General features: G+C 67.5%; 21 protein-coding genes. 13 read left to right on the forward strand and 8 right to left on the reverse strand.

Annotation, left to right across the window (positions count from 1 at the left end; genetic code table 11):
* Positions 1 to 14: 14 nt before the first annotated feature.
* The 4 genes from OLX23_RS09685 to OLX23_RS09700 all read right to left on the reverse strand — a co-directional run bounded on the left by OLX23_RS09685 (position 15) and on the right by OLX23_RS09700 (position 5,310).
* Positions 15 to 3,221 carry an efflux RND transporter permease subunit gene (locus OLX23_RS09685; protein ID WP_264444715.1) on the reverse strand — a complete coding sequence of 1,069 codons (3,207 nt, stop codon included), beginning with the start codon at positions 3,219 to 3,221 and terminating at the stop codon, positions 15 to 17.
* A gap of 8 nt (positions 3,222 to 3,229) precedes the next feature.
* The gene (locus OLX23_RS09690; protein WP_264444926.1) at positions 3,230 to 4,417 is read right to left on the reverse strand and encodes an efflux RND transporter periplasmic adaptor subunit; all 1,188 of its coding nucleotides are present in this window, start codon (positions 4,415 to 4,417) and stop codon (positions 3,230 to 3,232) included.
* Positions 4,418 to 4,672: 255 nt separating this feature from the next.
* Entirely contained in the window at positions 4,673 to 4,972 is a 300-nt protein-coding gene (locus OLX23_RS09695) for a DUF1153 domain-containing protein (RefSeq protein WP_264444716.1), read from the reverse strand.
* Between the two features lie 8 nt (positions 4,973 to 4,980).
* A complete protein-coding gene (locus OLX23_RS09700; protein ID WP_264444717.1) occupies positions 4,981 to 5,310 on the reverse strand; it encodes a hypothetical protein in 330 nt (109 codons plus the stop codon).
* Positions 5,311 to 5,434: 124 nt separating this feature from the next.
* Here OLX23_RS09700 and mnmA point away from each other — a divergent pair, with 124 nt between their 5' ends.
* Positions 5,435 to 6,586: a tRNA 2-thiouridine(34) synthase MnmA gene (gene mnmA / locus OLX23_RS09705; protein ID WP_264444718.1), complete on the forward strand. Its 1,152-nt coding sequence runs from the start codon at positions 5,435 to 5,437 to the stop codon at positions 6,584 to 6,586.
* Here mnmA and OLX23_RS09710 read toward each other — a convergent pair.
* On the reverse strand, positions 6,583 to 6,936 hold the full coding sequence (locus OLX23_RS09710) for a hypothetical protein (RefSeq protein ID WP_264444719.1): 354 nt from the start codon (positions 6,934 to 6,936) through the stop codon (positions 6,583 to 6,585). The two genes, mnmA and OLX23_RS09710, sit on opposite strands and share 4 nt — an antisense overlap.
* 31 nt (positions 6,937 to 6,967) lie before the next feature.
* Between OLX23_RS09710 and OLX23_RS09715 the strand changes: the two genes are divergently transcribed.
* On the forward strand, positions 6,968 to 8,101 hold the full coding sequence (locus OLX23_RS09715) for a serine hydrolase domain-containing protein (RefSeq protein WP_264444720.1): 1,134 nt from the start codon (positions 6,968 to 6,970) through the stop codon (positions 8,099 to 8,101).
* Here the strand turns inward: OLX23_RS09715 and OLX23_RS09720 are convergent.
* From OLX23_RS09720 to pdxH, 3 genes are read right to left on the reverse strand one after another with little or no spacing between them, the layout of a single operon-like run.
* Positions 8,098 to 8,895 carry a PhzF family phenazine biosynthesis protein gene (locus OLX23_RS09720; RefSeq protein WP_264444721.1) on the reverse strand — a complete coding sequence of 266 codons (798 nt, stop codon included), beginning with the start codon at positions 8,893 to 8,895 and terminating at the stop codon, positions 8,098 to 8,100. The genes OLX23_RS09715 and OLX23_RS09720 overlap by 4 nt on opposite strands.
* Positions 8,892 to 9,836 carry a cation diffusion facilitator family transporter gene (locus OLX23_RS09725; protein ID WP_264444927.1) on the reverse strand — a complete coding sequence of 315 codons (945 nt, stop codon included), beginning with the start codon at positions 9,834 to 9,836 and terminating at the stop codon, positions 8,892 to 8,894. The genes OLX23_RS09720 and OLX23_RS09725 overlap by 4 nt, the downstream gene beginning before the upstream one ends.
* Before the next feature lie 19 nt (positions 9,837 to 9,855).
* Positions 9,856 to 10,464, reverse strand: coding sequence for a pyridoxamine 5'-phosphate oxidase (pdxH, locus tag OLX23_RS09730; RefSeq protein WP_264444722.1), 609 nt, complete (start codon positions 10,462 to 10,464; stop codon positions 9,856 to 9,858).
* A 163-nt stretch (positions 10,465 to 10,627) separates the two neighbouring features.
* Here pdxH and OLX23_RS09735 point away from each other — a divergent pair, with 163 nt between their 5' ends.
* The 11 genes from OLX23_RS09735 to OLX23_RS09785 all read left to right on the forward strand — a co-directional run bounded on the left by OLX23_RS09735 (position 10,628) and on the right by OLX23_RS09785 (position 22,412).
* Positions 10,628 to 11,536 (forward strand): DnaJ C-terminal domain-containing protein, encoded by a 909-nt coding sequence (locus OLX23_RS09735; protein WP_264444723.1) that lies wholly within the window; start codon positions 10,628 to 10,630, stop codon positions 11,534 to 11,536.
* 6 nt (positions 11,537 to 11,542) lie between these two features.
* Complete coding sequence (locus OLX23_RS09740; protein WP_264444724.1) at positions 11,543 to 12,559, forward strand: YihY/virulence factor BrkB family protein; 1,017 nt, start codon at positions 11,543 to 11,545, stop codon at positions 12,557 to 12,559.
* Positions 12,556 to 13,380 carry an enoyl-ACP reductase FabI gene (gene fabI / locus OLX23_RS09745; RefSeq protein WP_264444726.1) on the forward strand — a complete coding sequence of 275 codons (825 nt, stop codon included), beginning with the start codon at positions 12,556 to 12,558 and terminating at the stop codon, positions 13,378 to 13,380. The genes OLX23_RS09740 and fabI overlap by 4 nt, the downstream gene beginning before the upstream one ends.
* A gap of 358 nt (positions 13,381 to 13,738) precedes the next feature.
* The gene (locus OLX23_RS09750; RefSeq protein WP_264444727.1) at positions 13,739 to 14,971 is read left to right on the forward strand and encodes a class I SAM-dependent methyltransferase; all 1,233 of its coding nucleotides are present in this window, start codon (positions 13,739 to 13,741) and stop codon (positions 14,969 to 14,971) included.
* Positions 14,971 to 15,513, forward strand: a complete 543-nt coding sequence (locus OLX23_RS09755; RefSeq protein ID WP_264444729.1) for a dTDP-4-dehydrorhamnose 3,5-epimerase family protein — start codon at positions 14,971 to 14,973, stop codon at positions 15,511 to 15,513. The genes OLX23_RS09750 and OLX23_RS09755 overlap by 1 nt, the downstream gene beginning before the upstream one ends.
* Positions 15,510 to 16,751: a glycosyltransferase family 2 protein gene (locus tag OLX23_RS09760; protein WP_264444730.1), complete on the forward strand. Its 1,242-nt coding sequence runs from the start codon at positions 15,510 to 15,512 to the stop codon at positions 16,749 to 16,751. The genes OLX23_RS09755 and OLX23_RS09760 overlap by 4 nt, the downstream gene beginning before the upstream one ends.
* A gap of 22 nt (positions 16,752 to 16,773) precedes the next feature.
* Positions 16,774 to 17,886, forward strand: a complete 1,113-nt coding sequence (locus tag OLX23_RS09765) for a DegT/DnrJ/EryC1/StrS family aminotransferase (protein WP_264444731.1) — start codon at positions 16,774 to 16,776, stop codon at positions 17,884 to 17,886.
* Positions 17,887 to 17,909: 23 nt separating this feature from the next.
* On the forward strand, positions 17,910 to 18,686 hold the full coding sequence (locus OLX23_RS09770) for a cephalosporin hydroxylase family protein (RefSeq protein ID WP_264444732.1): 777 nt from the start codon (positions 17,910 to 17,912) through the stop codon (positions 18,684 to 18,686).
* Positions 18,687 to 18,701: 15 nt separating this feature from the next.
* The gene (locus OLX23_RS09775) at positions 18,702 to 20,138 is read left to right on the forward strand and encodes an AMP-binding protein (protein ID WP_264444733.1); all 1,437 of its coding nucleotides are present in this window, start codon (positions 18,702 to 18,704) and stop codon (positions 20,136 to 20,138) included.
* Positions 20,135 to 21,223, forward strand: coding sequence for an acyl-protein synthetase (locus OLX23_RS09780; protein WP_264444734.1), 1,089 nt, complete (start codon positions 20,135 to 20,137; stop codon positions 21,221 to 21,223). Before OLX23_RS09775 ends, OLX23_RS09780 begins: the two co-directional genes overlap by 4 nt.
* A complete protein-coding gene (locus OLX23_RS09785; RefSeq protein ID WP_264444736.1) occupies positions 21,207 to 22,412 on the forward strand; it encodes an acyl-CoA reductase in 1,206 nt (401 codons plus the stop codon). The genes OLX23_RS09780 and OLX23_RS09785 overlap by 17 nt, the downstream gene beginning before the upstream one ends.
* Positions 22,413 to 22,452 lie beyond the last annotated feature (40 nt).

A 22,452-nucleotide genomic window follows, 5' to 3' on the forward strand; every position in this document is an offset into this window, starting at 1 on the left:
AGTGAGGTTCTCGCTCACTCGGCCGGCAAGGCGCCCTCTTCGCGCTCCTTGCGGCGCGCGGCCTCGCCATGTTCGGGTTCGTAGGTCAGGATGCCGCGGCGCAGCTTGGGGCCGAGCCGTTTTTCGAGGCCGTCGGCCAGGCTGAAGGCCGCGGGCACGATGATCAGGGTCAGCAATGTGGAGACGATCAGCCCGCCGATCACGACGGTGCCCATCGGCGCGCGCCAGGCACCGTCACCCGAGGTCCAGCCGGGGATGACGATCGCCGTCGGCAGCATGCCCGCGGTCATCGCGACGGTGGTCATGATGATCGGCTGCGCGCGCTTGTGCCCGGCCTCCATGATCGCCTCGAACTTGCTGGCGCCCGCCTTCATCTCCTCGATCGCGAAGTCGATCAGCAGGATCGAGTTCTTGGCGACGATGCCGAACAGCATGAGGATGCCGATGAACACCGACATCGACAGCGGCTGGCCGGTGATCAGCAGCGCCAGCAGACCGCCCAGCGGCGCCAGGAACAGCGAGCTCATGTTGACCAGCGGCGAAATCACGCGGTGATAGAGCAGGACCAGCACGGCGAAGACCAGCAGGATGCCCGAAGGCACGGCCACGGCCAGGCTGCTCAGCATGTCGGCCTGCCAGCGGTCCGAGCCATAGGGCGCATTGCTGACGCCGCGCGGCAGGTTGACCATGATCGGCAGCTTGTTGATCGCGTCGGTCGCCTCGCTCTTGACCACCCCGCGCGCGAGATCAGCACCGACGAAGATGCGGCGCTGCTGGTTGTAGCGCTGGATCGTCGTCGGGCCCGAGCCGAGCGAAATCTCGGCCACGCGCGACAGCGGCACCGAACCGCCGTCGGCGGTCGGCACGGGCAGGTTGGTGATCGTCGACAGGTCGCGCCGCGCCGATTCGGGCAAACGCACGCGGATCGGCACCTGGCGGTCGGCCAGCGAGAACTTGGCCGCGTTCTGGTCGATCTCGCCGATCGTGGCGATGCGGATCGCCTGGCTCAGCGCCTGGGTCGACACGCCGAGGCTGGCGGCGAGGTCGAGCCGCGGCTTGATGATCACTTCGGGCCGGCGCATGTCGGCGCTGATGCGCGGCGCGACGACCTGCTTCACGCCCTTCATCTGCTCGACCAGGGTCGCCGCGGCGTGTTCGAGCACCACCGGATCCGAGCCCGACAGCATGACCGAGATCGGCCGCCCCGTACCCGTCTGGCCGCTGTTGAGGTTCTGGAAGGTGATCCGCGCGTCGGGGATTGCCTGGAGCTGCGGGGTCAGGTCGGCCTCGAACTTCAGGCTGGTGCGCGCGCGATCGTCCTTGAGCATTGCCATGACGCGGCTGTTGCCCTCGGAAATGCGCTGATAGACGTTGCCCGTCTCGGGCTGGGCCGCGAGGATGCGCTTGACCTGATCCGATACCGCCTCGGTCTGCGCGAGGGTGGTGCCGGGCACCATGTCGATCACGACCGCGCTGGTGTCGTTGTCCTGCGTCGGGAAGAATTCCATCGGGATGACGCCGAACAGCGCCACGGTCAGCACCAGCGAGCCGATGCCCGTTCCCATCATCCAGACGCGGTGATCGCGCAGCCTGGCGCGCAGCCGGTTCATCCACGAGAGTGTACCGTCGGCGCGGCGGCGTTGGGCGCGGAAGGCCTGGGCCTTGCGCGTGTCGAGCGACCAGTGGAGCACCGTCAGGTACCGCTCCATCAGCGGCCCGCCCGCATGTTCCTCCTCACCGTGCGCCTTGAGGAAATAGGCCGCGACCATCGGCGTGATCATGCGCGCGACGGCCAGGCTCATCAGCACCGAGGCGACGACGGTGAGGCCGAAGTTCTTGAAGAACTCGCCCGAGACGCCGGGCATCAGGCCGACCGGCAGGAACACCGCGACGATCGAGAAGGTCGTCGCCACGACGGCCAGGCCGATCTCGTCGGCCGCGTCGATCGAGGCCTGGTAGGCGGTCTTGCCCATGCGCATGTGGCGCACGATGTTCTCGATCTCGACGATCGCATCGTCGACCAGCACGCCGGCGACCAGGCCCAGCGCCAGCAGCGAGAGCTGGTTGAGGCTGAAGCCCATCAGCTCCATGAACCAGAAGGTGGGGATCGCCGACAGCGGAATGGCGATCGCCGCGATGATCGTCGCGCGCCAGTCGCGCAGGAAGAAGAACACGACGACGACGGCCAGGATGGCACCTTCGACCATCGATGCCATCGAGCTTTCGTACTGCTCCTTGGTGTAGTCGACCTGGGTGAACATCGACTTGATGTGGATACCCGGGTATTCCTTCTCGATCTTCCCGATTTCCTCGATCGCGCCGTCATAGGCGGTGACGTCGGAAGCGCCGCGCGCGCGCGCGATGCCGAAGGTGACCACGGGCTTGCCGCTGAACTTGGCGATCGAGGTGATCTCGCCGTACTTGTCCTCGACCCTGGCGATGTCGGCCAGCTTGACCGAGCGCCCCATGCCGAGCGGAATGTCGGTCTGCGACAGCGCATAGGCATTGGGCGCATTGCCCAGCACGCGCAGCGACTGGCGGGTGCTGCCGATCTCGGCCTTGCCGCCCGCGGCGTTGACGTTGAGCCCGCGCAGCGCCTGGTTGACCTGACTGGCGGTGACGCCCTGCGCCTGCATCCGCGGCGGATCGAGCGTGACCAGAATCTCGCGGTTGACGCCGCCGTTGCGCGTGACCTCTGCCATGCCCTCGACGTTAAGCAGGCGCTTGGCGATCGTGTCGTCGATGAACCACGAAAGCTGCTCGATCGTCATGTCGTCGGCCTCGACGACGAAATAGGCGATCGGCTGCGACGAGGTGTTGGCCTTGAACACCTGCGGCTCGAGAATGCCGTCGGGCAGCTCGCCGCGCACGCGGTCGATGGCGTTCTTCACCTCGTTGACCGCCTGGTTGATGTCCTCGCCCAGCTCGAATTCGATCTGGGTCTGGCTGCTGCCTTCCGAGGCGGTCGAGCTGATCGCGGCGATGCCGTTGATCGAACGGATCGAGCTTTCGATCCGCTGGGTGATTTGGTTCTCGATCTCGGTCGGTGCGGCGCCCGGCTGGCTGATCGTGACGATCACCATCGGGAACTCGATGTCGGGCTGCTGCTGCACGTCCATGCGCATGAACGCGACGATGCCGGCGAGCATCAGCGCGGTGAACATGACGATCGGAACGATGGGGTTCTTGATCGACCAGGCTGAGATCTTGCTGAAGTCCATGGCTCGGATCAGCTCTTCGGCGCTGCCTTGGCCTTCACCGTCTCGCCCACCGAGAGGAAGGCACCGGCCCGCAGGACCACACGTTCGTTACCCGACAGACCTTCGAGCACGACTACGCCGTGATCGGTGATCGCCCCGGTCTTGATGTCGCGACGCTCGATCTTCTCATTCTTGCCGACCGCGTAGACGTAGCTGCCCTTGGTGTCGGACAGCAGCGCCGATTCCGGCAGGATCGGCGCGACCACCGAGCCCGAGGCGATTCGCGCGTTGGCGAAGCCGCCGGGACGCAGCTCGGGCGAATAGGCCAGAGCGATGCGGACCGTACCCTGGCGGGTCTGCGGATCGATGATCGGCGAAATCTGCCAGACCTGACCGGTCAGGACCTTGGTCGATCCGACCGGCGTGACCGCGGCGGAAACGCCGGTCGACAGTGCCGCCAGATCCTGTTCGGTGAGCCGGGCGAGCATTTCCATCTCGCCGCCCTTGGCGATGCGGAACAGCGGGGTGTTGCCGCCGCTCACGACCTGACCGCGCTCGACCGCGCGCGACAGCAGCAGGCCGTCGGCCGGCGCGACGATGTTGAGCCGGCCGATACGCGCGCGTTGCTCGCCGAGTTGCGCGCGGGCCAGGCCGACGCGCGCCTGGGCGGCGTCGCGCGTGGCGGTCAGCCGGTCGATGTCGGCCTTGGAGATGAAACCGCGGCCGACGAGCTTCTGGCCGCGCTCGAGGTTCGCCTGGGCGAGGCGCGCATCGGCTTCGGCCACGCGGACCGAAGCGCCAAGACCCAGCTCCTGCTGCGATTGGACCGAACGGTCGATCACCGCCAGCACCTGGCCCTGCTTGACCCACTGGCCGGGCTCGACGCGGACGTCGACGACTTCGCCGCCCTCGCCCACCGAGCCCACGGGCATGTCGCGCCGCGCGGCGACCGTGCCGGTGGCGCTGATTTCGCCCGCAACCGTACCGCGGCCCGGCGCGATCACGGTGACGACGGGAACCTGGGCCGTGGCATCGGCCGGCGCCGGTGCATCCTTGCGATGGAGCAGGAACCAGAGCCCGATCAGCAGCACGACGCCGATGGCGCCGAGAATCCACATGCGACGGGTCGACGCACGATCTTCGTCGCCTGCCACGAGCGGATTGTAAGAGGAATTCTCCTCTCCGCCCATCGCATCGATCTTGGCGTCGTAGTTCATCGAGCTCACCCGGGTCGTGCCGCGCTGCGCCCTGTTTGGCGAGACGGCACCTGCCATTATCCGATTCCAAACGCCGCGGACATCCATAGGGCTGCCGCGGCGCTCGGAATATTCGCTTGGCGACATAGACCCGCGCTTGCCGCGAGGCAATGCGAAGTCGCCCTGCCGGCTAGGGCAGGATGAGTCGGAAAGCGATGTTTGTGGCGGGAAGATGCGGCGGCCGGGGGGCCGCCGCCAAGCTCCGTATTTACGAGCTCAGTATTTCTGCTGGCGCTCGTAGAGGTCGCGGTAGTGCTGGATCCGCGTCACGCGCAGCCCCTGCATACCCGAGCGGTCGACCGCACGCTGCCACGAGGCGAACTCCTCGAGGGTCAGCGAATAGCGTTCGCACACTTCGTCGATCGACAGCAGGCCCCCATTGACCGCCGCGACGACTTCCGCCTTGCGCCGTACGACCCAACGGGTCGTGGACGGCGGCGGCAACGAATCCAAGCTAAGGGGCTCCCCGAGAGGCCCGATCACCATAGCAGGACGGATTTTCTGGTTTTCGATCATCTCTATCCTCAATCGCCGGCCGTTTGTGTACCGTCGACGTCCGCATCTGTGTCGCACCCTGAATTGCCATTAGCTAAAGCAGTTGGGTTAACAGTGCCTAACCCAGCGTCATGGCCGCGGCCGTAGACAGCGAGCACGCGCGCCGAACCGCGATCGAAGCTTCCGCCATCGATCACGGTTTCCCGCGGCTGAGCGCACTCCAGCACAGGCCGTGCAGCATAGGCAGCAGCCATGCGCGCACGCAGGCCATGCCAGTCCAACGGCTGAGCCGCATGGTTTCCGGTCATTCCCGCAGCCGCAGCCGCGAGCCGGTTCTCCATGTCAAAATCCACGTTCATGGAGACGCTTATACCGAGGACTGGTCAAAGGGAGGTAAAAGCGGGCTTTACCACCCATTGACAGAGGTTAACCGCGCGACAGGCCTCTGTTTGCAAGCCGCGGCATGCCCTATATGGGCGCCACATGCCCGCAAACGCCGCCCTCTCCGGCCTCGACGCCGCCGCACTTTTCCAGTTGTCCGAACCGCTTGCGGGCCGACGGATCGTCGTCGCCATGTCGGGCGGGGTCGATAGCTCGGTCGTCGCCGCACTCGCCGCGGCGAGCGGCGCAGAGGTTATCGGCGTAACTCTGCAATTGTACGATCATGGCGCCGCGACGGGTCGCAAGGGTGCCTGCTGCGCGGGCGAGGACATCCGCGATGCGCGCGCCGTGGCCGATCGGCTGGGCATCGCGCACTATGTGTTCGATCACGAGTCACGCTTCCGCGAGGACGTGGTCGAGAAGTTCGCCGACGACTATCTCGCCGGGCGCACGCCGATTCCCTGCATCCGCTGCAACATGGGGCCCAAGTTCACCGATCTCTTCGCCATGGCGCGCGAGCTCGGCGCCGATTGCCTGGCGACCGGCCACTACGTGCGCCGCGAAATCGGCGCGGCCGGTCCGGAGCTGCACAAAGGCAGCGATCCCGCGCGCGACCAGTCCTATTTCCTTTACGCGACGACCGAGGCCCAGCTCGACTTCCTGCGCTTTCCGCTGGGTGGTCTGCCCAAGAGCGAAGTGCGCCGCATCGCCGAGACCGCCGGGCTCAGGAACGCCGCCAAGCCCGACAGCCAGGACATCTGCTTCGTACCCGAGGGCGACTATGCCGCGGTGGTGCGCAAGGTGCGCCCGGAAGGCGTGGCCGGCGGCGAGATCGTCCATGCAACGAGCGGCGAAGTGCTCGGCGAACATCGCGGCGTGATCCACTACACGGTCGGCCAGCGCCGCGGCCTCGAGATCGGCGGCCAGCCCGAACCGCTCTACGTCACCGGCATCGACGCGCCCGCGCGCCGCGTGCTCGTCGGCCCCAAGCGGCTGCTCGCGGTCGCCGCGGCGCGGGTCGTCGAGACCAACCGCATCGGTCCGCTGCCCGATACGCCGCTGACCGCCAAGGTCCGCTCGCTGGCCAAGCCCGTGCCGATCACGCTCGACGGCCCGCTCGGCAACGGCGCGGAAACCACGATCCGCTTCGCCAGCCCCGAATACGGCGTCGCCCCGGGCCAGGCCGCGGTGATCTATGCCGGCGACCGCGTGGTCGGCGGCGGCTGGATCGATTCGACCGAAGCGGCGATCTAACTTCCCCACTTCTCCAGCACGCAGCCCTCGCCCTCGCGGAACACCGCGGTCTGGCGGGACAGCAGCGGGAAAGTCGCGGTGACGCTGCGCGCCGCTTCGTCCTCGCTGAGGTGGACCAGGCCCATGCCGGGCTCGAAATCATCGCGGCACGAACCCAGCGGCCGGCCCTCGACGTAGCGGCACGAGCAGGCAACGCGCGCGCCATAGGAGGCGCCGGTCAGCGCATAGGATCGCAGCGGGTGCCAGAACCAGGCGGCCGCCGCGACGGCAATCACCGCAGCCAGCAGCGCCAGCCGCAGCTTCCAGCGACGTCGGGGCCCCGTGCGGGCGATAGGCTTGGCTGTTGCCATTGGACTCCGGCTTGCGCATGGACGACGCTTCATGACGATGCGCCGCCTGCCCCATATCCTCGCCCTGCTGCTGGTGCCAAGCCTCGTCGCTTGCGGCAGCGGCGATAAGGCGCCGCCGCCGCTCGAACCCGCGGCCCTGGCCGCCGTCGTCGAGCAGCCCGGCGTCGAGCGCGAACGGCTGGCGCGCGCGGTCGACGAGCTGTTCGCCGACGAGAATGCCGGCGAGACTCGCGCGCTGGTGCTGCTGTCCGAAGGGCGGATCGTCGCCGAACGCTATGGCGAGGGCTATAATCGCAACAGCCGGCTGATCGGCTGGTCGATGGCCAAGACGGTCACCGGGGTGATGATCGGGCAATTGGTCGCCGACGGCCGGCTGCGGCTCAACGAGACCGCGCCGGTGCCCGCCTGGCAGCGCTCGGGCGATCCGCGCGGCGAGATCACCCTGCGCCAGCTGCTGCAGATGCGCTCGGGCCTGCGCCACACCGAGGCGGGATCGCCGGTCTACGACTCGGACGAGGTGCGCATGCTGTTTCTCGACGGCCGCGACGACATGGCCGCCTATGCCGAGGCCCAGCCGCTCGAGGCCGAGCCGGGCCGCCAGTTCGAATATTCGTCGGCGACGACGGTGATCCTCGCCGACATCGCCGCGCGCGCGCTGACCGACAATCCCGACCCCGCCTTCCGCCGCAAGGCGGTGCGCGACTATCTGCACACGCGGCTGCTCGATCCCGTCGGTATGAAATCGGCCATGGTCGAATTCGACGCCGCGGGCACCTTGATCGGATCGAGCCTGATGCACGCGACCGCGCGCGACTGGGCGCAGTTCGGCGAGTTCCTGCGCAACGGCGGCGCGGTGAAAGGCGCGCAGCTCGTCCCGCGCGGCTGGATCGACTTCATGAAGACCTCGAGCCCGCGCAACCCCGCCTATGGCGCGCAGCTGTGGCTCAACAAGCCCGCGGGTGGCGATGCCCGCGGCGAGGACATGCTGTTCCCCGACCGCGCATCGCGCACCGCCTTCGCCTGCATCGGCCACCTCGGCCAGTATGTCATCGTCTCGCCCGGCCAGAAGCTGACTCTGGTGCGGCTCGGCAAGACCGACGGCGAACACCGCGCGCGCCTGCGCGAGCGGCTGGCGAACATCCTTGCGGTATTTCCGCGCGACTAGAGGAAGAAGGTCCCCTCGACGAGGGTGACGCAGCTACCGCCGAGCCAGACGCGGTCACCGTCGAGCCGACAGTCGATCCGCCCGCCCCGCACCGAAGCCTGGAAGGCGGTGAACTGTTCGCGTCCCAGCCTGGCCGCCCAGATCGGCGCCAGCACCGAATGGGCCGAACCCGTGACCGGATCCTCGTCGATCCCCGCGCCGGGCACGAAGACGCGGCTGACCACGTCAGTATCCCCGCCCGGGGCGGTCACGACGAAAAGGTCGGTGCCGAGCGCGGCCAGCGCGCGGAAATCCGGCGTGAGCCCGCGAACCTGCGCCTCGCTCTCGTAGACGAAGGCATTGTAACCCGCCGGCGAGCGCCAGACCTCGCGCGGCGCCGCACCGAGCGCCGTGACGGCCTCGGGCCAGCTGCTGGGTTCGGTCGCGATCGCCGGGAGACCGACCTCGTAGTTACCACCGAGGCGCCGCACTTCGAGCACGCCGGCCTTGCGCGTGCGGAACCGGACGCGCTCGCGCGCCGGATCGCGGCTCAGCAGGACATGGCCCGAGGCCAGGGTCGCGTGACCGCAGAGCCCGATTTCGACCTCGGGCGCGAACCAGCGCAGCTCCCAGTCGGCTTCCCCACTCGCATCGGGGACGATGAAGGCGGTCTCGGCGAACATGTTCTCGGCGCCGATCGCCTGGAGCGTCGCATCGTCGAGCCAAGAGTCGAGCTGCATGACCGCCGCCTGGTTCCCGGCAAAGGGCCGGTCGGCGAAGGCATCGACGTGCCAGTAGGGAATGGAAAGCGTCATGTCCGGCCGTGCTCCTGGCGATCGTCCTGCTGCGGCAGCACGTCCTCGGCCGCCAGTCCCGCCTCGTCTATCAGGCCTTCGGGGTCGGGGTGGATCAGAATCTCGACGCCGGGAAATTCGACGCGCAGCCGCGCCTCGATCTCGTCCATCACCTTGTGCGCGTCGCGGATCGACATCTGCGGATCGACCCAGACGTGGAACTGGACGAAGTCGCGGTTGCCCGACGTGCGCGTGCGCAGGTCGTGCATGCCCTTGAGCTCGGGATGTCGCGCCGCAACCGCGACGAAGCGCGCGCGCTTCTCCTCGGGCCACTCCTTGTCCATCAGTTCGTCGATCGCGCGATGCGACGCCTGCCAGGCGCCCCAGCCGAGCCAGGCGGCAATGGCAAGGCCGAACAGCGGGTCGACCCCGGCGAGGCCGAGGTAGTGATCGAGCGCAAGCGCGGCGATCACCGCGAGATTGAGCAGCAGATCGGACTGGTAATGGACGTGGTCGGTCTCGATCGCGAGGCTGCGCGTGCGGCGGATCACATGACGCTGCCAGGCAAGCAGGCCGAGGGTCGCCACCAGCGCGACGATCGAGACGGCGATGCCGCCCTCCGCCGCTTCGGTCCGCCCGCCGACGACGAGTTGCTCGACCGCGCGCGCGGCGAGACCTAGCGCCGAGACCGAGATCAGGGTTACCTGGAATATCGCGGCGAGCGCCTCGGCCTTGCCGTGGCCGAAGCGATGCTGATCGTCGCGCGGCTGGGCGGCGATGTGGACGCCGATCAAGGTGACCAGGCTGGCGATGAGGTCGAGCGCGGTATCGGCAAGGCTGCCGAGCATCGCGGTCGAGCCCGTCGACCAGGCGGCCCAGGCCTTGAGCCCGACGAGCAGCAGCGCCACGCCGATCGAGGCATAGGCGGCGCTGCGGTTGAGCCGCGCGAAATGCTGGTCGATGCTCAAGGGCGCGCGGAACTCATGGATAGAGCAGTGTGGAGACCCAGCCGCCGCCTTCGGCGCGGGTGAACCGGCGCCGCTCGTGCAGGCGATGCGGCCGGTCCTGCCAGAACTCGATCGCGCTCGGCGTCAGGCAGAAGCCGAGCCAGTGCCGGGGCCGCTCGACCGCTCGATCGGCGAATTCCGCCTCGGCATCCTGGAAGCGTGCGAGGAAGGTCGCGCGCGAATCCAGCGGCGCCGACTGGTCCGACGCGACCGCGCCGAGCTGCGAATCGCGGGTGCGGCTGGCGAAGTAGGCGTCGACCGTCTCGGCCGAGACCGGGGTCAGCGGTCCCTCGATGCGGATCTGTCGGCGCAGCGACTTCCAGTGGAACAGCAGCGCGGCATTGGGATTGGCCAGGATCTCCTGTCCCTTGCGGCTGTGGCTGTTGGTGTAGAACAGGAAGCCGTCGGGTCTATGCCCCTTGAGCAGCACCATCCGCACCGAGGGCAGCCCGCCCGGGGTCGCAGTGGCGAGCGCCATGGCGTTCGAATCCTCTTCGGCGCCGCGCGCTTCGAGATACCAGCTGTCGAACAGGGTGAAGGGATTGCCGGTCGGGATCGTATCGGCGAATTGTTCAGCTTCCAACGCAGGCTCCCGTACAAGGTGACGAAGTTGACATAGTTGACACGGTCCTGCCGATGAAATGCGCTTGCGCAGCGAAGGCTGCGTCGCACGACGAATAGCCGCGGCGCAATCGGTAGGAAAGCGCGGCTTGTCCAAGCGGCCCACCGCACCTAGGTAGTCGCGCATGGCAGCAGATCCTTACGCAACTCTCGGCGTGGCGCGCAGCGCGAGCGAGAAGGACATCAAGTCCGCCTATCGCAAGCTGGCAAAGGAGCTGCATCCCGATCGCAACGCCGACAATCCGAACGCGGCCGAGCGCTTCAGCGAGGTCACGCGCGCCTACGACCTACTGTCCGACAAGGACAAGCGCGCGCAGTTCGACCGCGGCGAGATCGACGGCGACGGCAACCCGATGGGCTTCGGCGGCGGCGGTTTCGGCGGTGGCGGGCATCGCGGCTTCGGCGGCGGCGGCTTCCAGTCCGAGGGCATCGACCTCGGCGACATCTTCGGCGGCATATTCGGCGGCGGCGGTGGCCCCGGCGGCGGCTTCGGCGGCCGTGGCCGCGCGGCGCCGCGCGGCAACAACCTGCAATACCGGCTCGGCGTCTCGCTGACCGACGCGGCCAAACTCGCGCCGCAGCGCATCACCCTGGGCGACGGCAAGACGATCGACCTCAAGCTCCCGGCCGGAGTCGAGGACGGCACCCAGATGCGGCTCGGCGGCAAGGGCGAGCCCGGCCCGGGCGGCGCCGGCGACGCGATCGTCACGATCCACATCGAACCGCATGCCTATTTCAAGCGTGACGGCGACAACCTGCGCCTCGACCTGCCCGTCAGCCTCGACGAGGCGGTCAACGGCGCCAAGGTCAAGGCGCCCACGGTCGACGGCGCGGTCATGCTGACGGTCGCGCCGGGCAGCAGCTCGGGCAAGACCCTGCGCCTCAAGGGCAAGGGCATGACACGCAAGGACGGGACGCGCGGCGACCAGTTGATAACGCTCGAAATCGCGCTGCCCGAGGGTGACGAGGATCTGATCCGCCGGCTCGAAGGCTGGCAGGATACGCGGCCGCTGCGCGCCAAGCTCGGCGTCTGAGGCGCCGTGGAGGAAGTCCCGATCGACGCACCCGCGGGGCCCATCGATCAGTCGCCCGAGGCGCGTCGCCGCCGGGCGCTGCTTGACCGGGACAAGCTCCAGGCGCAGTTCGACCGGAACCTCGGCCCCGCCAGCCGCGTGTTCACCGTGGTCAAGCGCGTGCTCGTCGGCGCCTGGTCCGACGGCTTCATCCACGCCGGCAACCTCGCCTATACCGCGATCCTCGCGCTGTTTCCCTTCGTCATCGTCATCACCGCGGTGATCACCGCGCTCGGCGAGGGCAGCCAGCGCGAAGCCTCGATCCGCGCCTTCCTCTCGGCCGCGCCGCCGGTGGTGGCGCGCGCGCTCGAGCCCGTGGCGCTGTCGGTCAGCGAGGCGCGCAGCGGCTGGCTGCTGTGGATCGGCGGCCTGGTCGGGCTGTGGACCGTGTCGAGCCTGATCGAGACGATCCGCGACATCCTGCGCCGCGCCTACGGCACGCGCCCGACCGCGGCCTTCTGGCGCTATCGGCTGTTCTCGACCGCCTTCATCGTCGGCGCCGTGGTCCTGCTGCTGCTCTCGCTGTTCGCCCAGGTCGCGATCACCGCGGCGCAGGAGGTGATCGCCGCCTGGTTTCCGCTGCTCGATACCTGGACGCTGACCCTGACCACCTCGCGGCTGATCCCCGCGGCGATGCTCTACCTGTCGATCTACGTGCTGTTCCTGTCGCTGACGCCTTCGGCCTATCGCAACCGCCGCTATCCGAAATGGCCGGGCGCGCTGCTGGTGACGGTCTGGTGGGTGGCGATCACGGTACTGTTGCCCGGTGTCCTCAGGAATCTGTTTTCCTACGATCTCACCTACGGGAGCCTTGCCGGGGTGATGATCGCGCTTTTCTTTTTCTGGCTGGTTGGCCTAGGGATGGTCATGGGAGCCGAGCTCAACGCGGCGCTCGCCGAGACGCCGGAAGAACGCGACGCGATCGGCCAGGCCGACGACAGAGCGCGCCAAACACGTACAGAAAGCAGGACGATCGAAGAATGACGGGTCTGATGGAGGGAAAGCGTGGCCTGATCATGGGCCTCGCCAATGACAAGTCGCTGGCATGGGGCATTGCCCAGCAGTTGCACGCACACGGCGCCGAACTGGCCTTCTCGTACCAGGGCGAAGCGCTGGCCAAGCGGGTCAAGCCCTTGGCCGAGAGCCTGGGCAGCGATTTCCTGATCGATTGCGACGTGTCCGACATGGCCGCGCTCGACACGGCTTTCGAAACGCTCGCCGCGCGCTGGCCGACGATCGACTTCGTGGTCCACGCCATCGGCTTCTCGGACAAGAACGAGCTGCGCGGCCAGTACGTCGACACCAGCCTCGAAAACTTCCTGATGACGATGAACATCTCGGCCTACAGCCTCGTCGCCGTGACCAAGCGTGCGGCGGCGATGATGCCCCCCGTCCAGGAAGACGGAACCGGCGGCGGGACGATCCTGACGCTGACCTACTACGGCGCCGAGAAGGTCGTGCCGCACTACAACGTCATGGGCGTGGCCAAGGCCGCGCTCGAGACCAGCGTCAAGTATCTCGCCAACGATCTCGGGCCGCGCAACATCCGCGTCAACGCGATCTCGGCCGGTCCGATCAAGACCCTGGCGGCCAGCGGCATCGGCGACTTCCGCTACATCCTCAAGTGGAACGAGCTGAACTCGCCGCTGCGCCGCAACGTCACGATCGACGATGTCGGCGGTGCCGGGCTCTACCTGCTGTCGGGCCTGTCGTCGGGCGTCACCGGCGAGACGCATCACGTCGATGCGGGCTACCACGTCGTCGGCATGAAGCAGGAAGACGCGCCCGACATCAGCCTGGTGTGACCTTGCCCGCGCGCTGGCCCTGGCTTCGGGCCAGCCGGCGCGGACGGGGTAGCCATCGAGCCTGTCGAAATCTGCATCCATGATAGGAGCGCGCGCCGCGTTCCCCTTGTGTGGGGGCCGCCGGCCCGCTACCCCCGGCTCAGGGGAACTTGCGGGGGAAGGGCCTCCGATGCGCCAGCCGACGCATCGGACGAGACCGGTCTCCTGGAATTCATCCAAGGCAGGCCCGCTACGGCGCAGGCGGTAAAGAAAAAGAAAGTTCGAGCGGCCTAACATGAACCGCAAAGAGAACATCGAAAGACAGGGACGGCCCGAGGGGGCTTCGTCTCTAACCGCTTGGCTTGTGAGGATTTGAATGATGAGCGAGCGGCGGTGCCGATTTTGTGATGCGGTCTTGCAGCACGACTTCGTCGACCTTGGCACGACCCCGCTGGCCAACAGTTTCCTTTCCGCCGAACAGCTGCAGCAGCCCGAACCGACCTATCCGCTGCGGGTCAGCGTCTGCGACCAGTGCTGGCTGGTGCAGACCGACGTCGCCGTCTCCCCGCAGGAGATCTTCAGCGACTATGCCTACCTGTCCTCGGTCTCCGAGAGCTGGGTCGAGCATGCGCGCCGGTTCACCACCGCGACGCGCGAGCGTTTCGGCCTCGACGCCTCTTCGCAGGTCGTCGAGGTCGCGAGCAACGACGGCTACCTGCTCAAGCATTTCGTGACCGCGGGGATCCCCGTCCTCGGGATCGAGCCGGCCGAGAACGTCGCGCAGATCGCGCGCGCCATCGGCGTGCCGACCGAAGCCTCGTTCTTCGGCTGCGCCGTGGCGGATGACCTAGTCGCACGCGGGCTCGCCGCGGACCTGGTGATCGGCAACAACGTCCTGGCCCATGCCCCCGACGTCAACGACTTCGTCGGTGGCCTGGCGCGGCTCCTCAAGCCCGAGGGCGTGCTCAGCATGGAGTTCCCGCACCTGCTCCGCCTGATCAACGGCGCGCAGTTCGACACGATCTACCACGAGCACTTCTACTATCTGTCGCTGCTGGCCGTGGAGAACATCTTCGCCGCGCACGGACTTTCTGTGTTCGATATCGAGGAACTGCCCACGCACGGCGGCAGTCTGCGCGTCTTCGCGCGCCGCACTTCGGCGATGCGCGATGGGGTGACGCCGGCCGTCGAGCAGGTCCGCCGCGACGAGGCCGCCGCCGGCTTCGACCAGGTCGAGGTCTATACCGGGTTCCAGAACCGCGTCGCGCCGATCTGCGAGGGGCTGCTGGGCTTCCTCAAGCAGGCCAAGGCCGAGGGCAAGACCGTGGCGGTCTATGGCGCCGCCGCCAAGGGCAACACCCTGCTCAACGTCTGCGGCGTGACCACCGACCTCGTCGAATATGCGGTCGACGCCAATACCGCCAAGCAGGGCCGCTTCATGCCGGGCAGTCGCCTGCCGATCCTGGTGCCCGAGCGCATCTTCGAGACGCGGCCCGACTACGTGCTGGTCCTGCCCTGGAACATTCTCGATGAGGTGGTCTCGATCAATCGCGGCATCCGGGAATGGGGCGGGCAGTTCGTCGTCGCGGTGCCGGAACTCACGGTGTTCTGATGAAATTCCTGCCGACGGCCATCGACGGCGCCTTCGAGGTCGAGGTCGAGCCATCGGTGGACGAAAGAGGCCTGTTCGCGCGGACATTCTGCGCCGAGACCTTCGCGGCCCAGGGCCTGCCCTCGTTCTATCCGCAAGCCAGCGTCTCGGTGAACACCAGTCGCGGCACCCTGCGCGGGCTGCATTATCAGCTCGAACCGCATGCCGAGGCCAAGCTGGTGCGCGCGACGCGCGGCAGGGTGTTCGACGTCGCCGTCGATCTGCGCCCCCGATCACCGACCTACCTGCGCTGGGCCTCGGTCGAACTGAGCGCCGACCGGCGCAATGCCTTCGCCATACCGACCGGCTGCGCGCACGGCTTCCTGACCCTAGAACATGGTTGCGAACTTATTTACCATTTGTCGTCCAACTACGCCCCGGACCTCGCCCGCGGGGTCCGGTGGGACGATCCGCTGTTCGGCATCACCTGGCCTTTCGCGCCGGTGGTGATCGGAGAACGCGATGCGACCTATCCGTCCTATGACCAGGAGATAGTCCGGTGAAGCTCAGCATCTGCATTCCGACCTACAACCGCGAGGCCTACCTGCGGAACGCGTTGGAATATTGCCAGGACTACGCGTTCAGCTTCCCCTACGAGATCGTCATCTCGGACAACGCCTCGACCGACGGCACCGAGGCCATGGTCGCCGAGTTCATCGAACGCGGCCTGCCGATCCGCTATTTCCGGCGCGAGACCAACGGCGGTGCCACGCCCAACCAGATCAACGCCTTCCAGCACGCGGTGGGCGAGTACACGATCTACCTCGCCGACGACGATCTGCTGATCGCGCCCGAGGTGGAGAACGTGGTCCGCTATCTCGACGAGAACCCCGACGTCGTCGCGGCGCATGCCCCCTGGACGATCTACGACGAGGTGCAGGACCTCGACCTGTCGCAGTTCTACGCCGTCGCCGCGGACCGCAGGTTCGAACGCCGCGACTTCTTCGAGCTGTTCTGCTTCCTGTTCGAAGGTCACATCTTCCCCGAGATCGCGATCGTCCGATCGTCGGCGATGCGTTCGGCCTGGGTGCCGCGTGAGCTGTGCTTCTACGCCTTCTCGCATCTCGCCCACTTCCTCGACATGGGCGCGGTCACCTTCCTCAAGACGCCGTTCTACCGCTCGGTCGCGGTGTCCAAGATCGCCCCGTCGCGCCAGCAGGCGGGCTTCGACGACGTCGTGACCTCGTGGGACCGCTATCGCGGCGGGCTCGAATATTTCCTCCACATCGGCGCCAAGCGCGGCGTCATCGACATGTCGGACGAATCGCGGATCGCCTACGATCAGATGTGCCGGCACTTCATGATGGTGCGCATGGGCGTGGCCATCCGCTTCTGGTTCGCGCGCAAGGACTACATCAAGGCCTACGAGCTCTGCGCGCGGATGATCTTCGCGGGCCACGGCGACAACGTCGAGGTCACCAAGATCGCCGACACCCTGCCCGCGATGGTCGGGCTCCAGACCCTGGCCGGCAAGGTCGCCGCGATGACGGGAATCGATCGCCTGATCCTCGACGGCATGACCGACCCGGAAATGGTGGCCGAGCTGCTCCAGGATCTCGGCCTGCCCGCCGAGGTGGCGATCGTCTCCGAGGAGCCCGCGGGCCTGTCCGCCGAAGAACTGATCGAAGGCTCGATCGTCTTCGTCAGCGAGGAAGCGCGGCGCGACCACTATCTGGCCAAGGGCTACCGTCCGACCGTGATCTTCTCCGATCTCGACCTGACCCAGCACGTCCTGCTCTGAACGCGGACGGGAAAGCCCTTCGGTGAACGACCGGATCTTCTATACCAAGCCGTCCATCACCGCGCTGGAACGGGACTATGCTGCCGATGCCGCCGCGAACGGCTGGGGCGCGCAGTGCTATGACTACATCATCCGCTTCGAGCGCGAGTTCGGCGCCTGGCTGGGCAGCACGCACACGATCGCGACCTCGAGCTGCACGGGTGCGCTGCACATGGGCATGGCGGCGCTAGGGATTGGCCCCAGCGACGAGGTGATCCTGGCCGATACCAACTGGATCGCGACGGTCGCGCCCGTCGTGCATCTGGGCGCGACGCCGGTCTTCGTCGATATCGACCCGACCAGCTGGTGCATCGATCCGCAGGCGGCGGAACGCGCGATCACGCCGCGCACGCGCGCGATCGTCGCCACCCACGTCTACGGCAATATGGCCGACATGGACGCGCTGCTGGCGCTGGGCGAACGCACCGGCATTCCGATCATCGAGGACGGCGCCGAAGCGATCGGATCGGCCTGGCACGGCGGCCGGCGCGCCGGATCGATGGGCCGGTTCGGCACCTTCTCGTTCCACGGCACCAAGACCCTGACGACGGGCGAAGGCGGCATGTTCGTGACCAGCGACGCCGCGCTTTACGAGCGCGTGCTGACTCTGTCGAACCACGGCCGCGCGCGCGGGCAGGTCAAGCAGTTCTGGCCCGACATGGTCGGCTTCAAGTACAAGATGTCCAATGTCCAGGCGGCGATGGGCTGCGCGCAGCTTGAGCGGATCGAGGATCTGGTGTCGCGCAAGCGCGCAATCCTGGCGCGCTATCGCGCCGCGCTCGATGGACTGCCCCGCCTGTCGATGAACCCCGAGCCCGCGGGCACGGTCAACGGCGCCTGGATGCCGACGGTGGTCTTCGCGCGCGAAAGCGGCGTCACCCGCGAAGACATGCAGCAGGCCTTCGCCGCGGCGAACATCGACGCGCGCGTGTTCTTCCATCCGCTGTCCGAGCTGCCGATGTTCGAGGCCCGACCCGAGAACCGCCACGCCTGGGACATTCCCGGCCGGGCGATCAACCTGCCCAGCTATCACGACATGACCGACGACGACATCGCACGGGTCTGCGCGGTCGTCACGGCGCTCGCCAACCGCTAAACGAAAAGGCCGAGGACACGACCATGCACGAAGCCTTTGCCGAAGAGGTTCGCGGGAACATCGAAGGGTTGGGGCGCGACGACGCGTTCCAGCGCCAGTCGCTCGACTGGAACCTGGCCTCGGCCCGGCACAGATATACCTACAACTTCCGCGCGCTCGGGCGGCCGATCATCCAGTTCCCGCAGGACATGGTCGCCTTCCAGGAGATCATCTGGGAGACGCGGCCGGACCTGATCATCGAGACGGGGATCGCCCACGGCGGTTCGCTAATCGCCAATGCCGCCACCCTGGCACTGCTCGACTATGCCGATGCCTTCGAGGCGGGAGAGGTGCTCGATCCACGCGCCCCCAAGCGCAAGGTGCTCGGCCTGGACATCGACATCCGCCAGCACAACCGCGAGGCGATCGAGGCCCATCCGATGGCGCCGCGCATTCACATGCTCCAGGGATCGAGCATCGACCCGGGCCTCGCCGAGCAGGTCCGCGCCTTCGCGGCCGACCATGCGCGAATCATGGTCTGTCTCGATTCAAACCACACCCACGACCATGTGCTGCGCGAGCTCGAGCTCTACGCGCCGCTGGTCACCGAAGGCTGCTATTGCGTGGTCAGCGACACGATCGTCGAGGACGCGCCCGATCACCTGTCGGCCGACCGGCCCTGGGGCAAGGGCGACAATCCCAAGACCGCGGTCCACGCCTTTCTGAAGGACCGTGACGACTTCGTCATCGACAAGGCGATCGAGCACAAGCTGCAGATCACCGTCTCGCCCGACGGGTTCCTCAAACGCACGCGGTCATGACGGCAGCGGCGCGCCATGGGTGACATGTTCGCGGACCTGGCCGCCGCCTATGGGACGCGCCCGCTGTTCAGGACCGACGACGGGGCGGAGATCGCGGTCGCCGCGCTCGCCGATCTGACCCAGCGGCCGGAGATCGCCGCCTGCCGAGGACGGCTGGTGATGTGCCTCAGCGACAACGACCCGGGCGGCGCGCTCGGCTACCTGGCGCTGCTGCAGGCGCAGGCGGTGCCGATGATGGTGGCGACCGGACTGCCGACGCCGCGACTGCAAACTTTGATCGCAGCCTACGAGCCAAGCTTCCTCTGGCTGCCCGAAGCGCGCATGGCCGATGTCCCCGACGCCGACCTGGTGCTGTCCGAGCGCGGCTATGGCCTGCTCGCGCGGCGCACGTCGGTGGCCGTGCCGCTGCACGACGATCTGGCGCTGCTGCTCGGCACTTCGGGCAGCACGGGGAGCCCGCGCTTCGTGCGGCTTTCGCAGGGCAACCTGCTGGGCAATGCCCGCGCGATCCGCGACTATCTGGGCATCGGCGCCGACGACGTGCCGGTCACCAGCCTGCCGCTGACTTATTCCTACGGCCTGTCGGTGCTGCACAGCCACCTGCTCGCGGGCAGCACGATCGCGCTGACCGCCAAGACACTGTTCGACCGTGGCTTCTGGGACTTCCTGCGCGATGCCCGGGTGACCAGCTTCGCCGGCGTGCCCTATCACTACGAAATGCTCGCCAAACTGCGTTTCGCGAAGATGGACCTGCCCGACCTTCGCACCATGACGCAGGCTGGCGGACGCATGGATCCGGCGCTGGTCCGGGACTTCGCCGTGCTCTGTGCCGAGCGGAACCGGCGCCTTTTCGTGATGTACGGGCAGACCGAGGCGACCGCACGCATGGCCTATCTGCCGCCCGACAAGGCCGCGACCAAGCCGGGTTCGATCGGCCAGGCCATTCCCGGCGGCGAACTATGGCTCGAGGACGAGGACGGCACCCGCGTGGCCGAGCCCGATCGGCCGGGCCAGCTCGTCTATCGCGGACCGAACGTGGCGCTGGGTTATGCCGAGAGCCATGCCGACCTCGGCCGCGGCGACGAGTGGCAGGGCCTGCTGCACACCGGCGACCTCGCCACGCGCGACGCCGAGGGCGATTTCACGATCGTCGGGCGGCTCAAGCGCTTCGTGAAGCTGTTCGGTAACCGGATCAACCTGCAGGACGTCGAGCATGCGCTCCAGGCCGCCGGCCATCAGGCGGTGTGTGGCGGGCGTGACGATCGCCTCGACGTCTATCTCGTCGATGCCGATGCCGAGGTCGGCAAGCAGGTGAAGAAGACGCTGGCGGCCGAGCTGAAAGTCACGCCGCAGGCGATCGGTGTCTTTGCCATCGACCGCGTGCCGCGCAATGATGCGGGCAAGGTCCTCTACGGACTGCTCGACGGGCTGGAGAAGGTGCTGCTGGCATGACGGGCCTCGATCCCACCTTCTGGCTCGACCAGCCGCCTTTCGCCATGGACGCGGAAGCCAAGGCCGCGGCGCTGACGCAGACGATGAACGCGCTGACCGAATGGCACCGCCAGCATTGCCCGGCCTATGCCCGGATCCTCGACGTCGCCACCGACGCGGACGGACCGGTGCAGACCCTGGCCCAGGTGCCGTTCATCCCCGTGCGGCTGTTCAAGGAAATGGACCTGCGCAGCGTGCCCGAGGATCAGGTGTTCAAGACCATGACCTCGTCGGGCACCAGCGGCCAGCAGGTCTCGCGGATCTTCCTCGACCGCGAGACCTCCGCGCTGCAGACCAAGATCCTGTCGCGCATCATGGGCGAAGTGATCGGCCGCAAGCGCCTGCCGATGCTGGTCATCGATTCGCCCTCCGTGCTCAAGGACCGCAACGCCTTTTCGGCGCGAGGCGCGGGCATCCTCGGCTTCTCGATGTTCGGCCAGAACGTGACCTATGCGCTCGACGATAAGATGAACCTCGACCTGCCGGCGATCGAGGCCTTTCTCGATCGGCATGCCGGCCAGCCGGTGTTCCTGTTCGGCTTCACCTTCATGATCTGGCAGCACTTCTACAAGCCGCTGCAGGCCTTGGGGCAGCGACTGGCGATCGACCAGGGGGTGCTGCTGCACGGCGGCGGCTGGAAGAAGCTGCAGGACGAGGCGGTCTCCAGCCGCGATTTCCGCGCCACCCTGCAGGACTGCGCCGGGATCGACCGGGTGGTGAACTATTACGGCATGGTCGAGCAGACGGGCTCGATCTTCCTCGAATGCGAGGAGGGCTTTCTCCATGCGCCGGCCTATGCCGATGTCATCGTCCGCGACCTCGGCGATTTCAGCACCCTGCCACCGGGCGAGACGGGCCTCGTCGAAGTTCTGTCGATGATCCCGCGCTCCTATCCGGGCCATGCCCTGCTGACCGAGGACCTCGGCCGGATCGAGGGCCTCGACCACTGCGCCTGCGGGCGGCGCGGCACTCATTTCACCATCGCCGGACGCGTGGCCCGCGCCGAAGTCCGCGGCTGTAGCGACACCTATGAAGCCGCTGCCTGATCTGCCGTTGACCATCCGCGTCGGCGGACCGCTGGGCACGCTCGATCGGCGCCCGCTCAAGCCCTATGCCGAGCCGGTGCTGGCCTTCCTGGCGGCGCTGTCGAAGGCGCTGCTGAGCCAGGCCGAGGTCCGCGAGCATCCCGACGTGGCGACCTTCGCCTTCTGGTGCCGCGCAGCCAATCTCGCGCGGCTCTCGGCCGAGTTCGACCGGCGCCATGCGCGGCTCGGGCGCGGACTGGTGCTGCATATCGCGCCGAGCAACGTGCCGGTGAACTTCGCCTATTCGTTCGCCTTCGGCCTGCTCGCGGGCAATGCCAACCTGGTGCGCATTCCCGAGGGCTTCGTCCAGGTCGAGATTATCTGCGACGCGATCGCCGCGCTGTTCGACCGGCCCGAACATGCGCGGGTGGCATCGATGAACCGGCTCGTGCGCTATCCGCGCGACGACGCGATCACCGCCGCGCTCTCGGCCGAATGTCAGGGCCGGATGATCTGGGGCGGCGACGCGACCGTGGCGCACCTCAAGCGACTTCCCGCGCACCCGCGCTGCGTCGACGTCGCCTTCGCCGATCGCTATTCGCTGTGCCTGCTCGGCGCCGAGGCGGTGCTCGCGACCGACGACAAGGCGCTGGCCGAGCTCGTGCGCGGGTTCTTCAACGACAGCTATCTGTTCGACCAGAACGGCTGCTCGTCACCGCATCTCGTGCTGTGGCGCGGGTCCGATGCGAGCGTGGCGGCGGCGCAACAACGCTTCTGGCCGGCGCTCGAACGCGTGGTGCAGGCCGCCTATCCGCTGGCCGATGCGCGGACGGTCGACAAGTTCACCCACTTGTGCCGGACGGCCAGCGAAGTCGCGGAAGTGCGAAGCGCCACGCGCCACGGCAACCTGATCTACCGCATCGCGCTCACCGCCCTGCCCGCCGACATCGCCGCGCATCGCGGCCAGTTCGGCACCTTCTTCGAACATGCGGCGGAAGACCTCGAAGGTTTGGCGGCGATCGTCACCGAGCGCTATCAGACGCTCACCTGCTTCGGCGTGGACCGGCAGGAGGTGGTGGACTTCATCGTCGACCGCGGGCTGCCCGGGATCGACCGGGTGGTGCCGGTGGGCAAGGCGCTCGACATGGGCGTCGTCTGGGATGGCTATATGCTGGTCGAAGAACTCTCGCGGATCGTGCATAGCGCGTGAGCACCGCGACGTGACACAGTGCTTCGCGACCGGGGAAATG

This window comes from Novosphingobium sp. JCM 18896, assembly GCF_025938095.1.
Lineage (GTDB): Bacteria > Pseudomonadota > Alphaproteobacteria > Sphingomonadales > Sphingomonadaceae > Novosphingobium.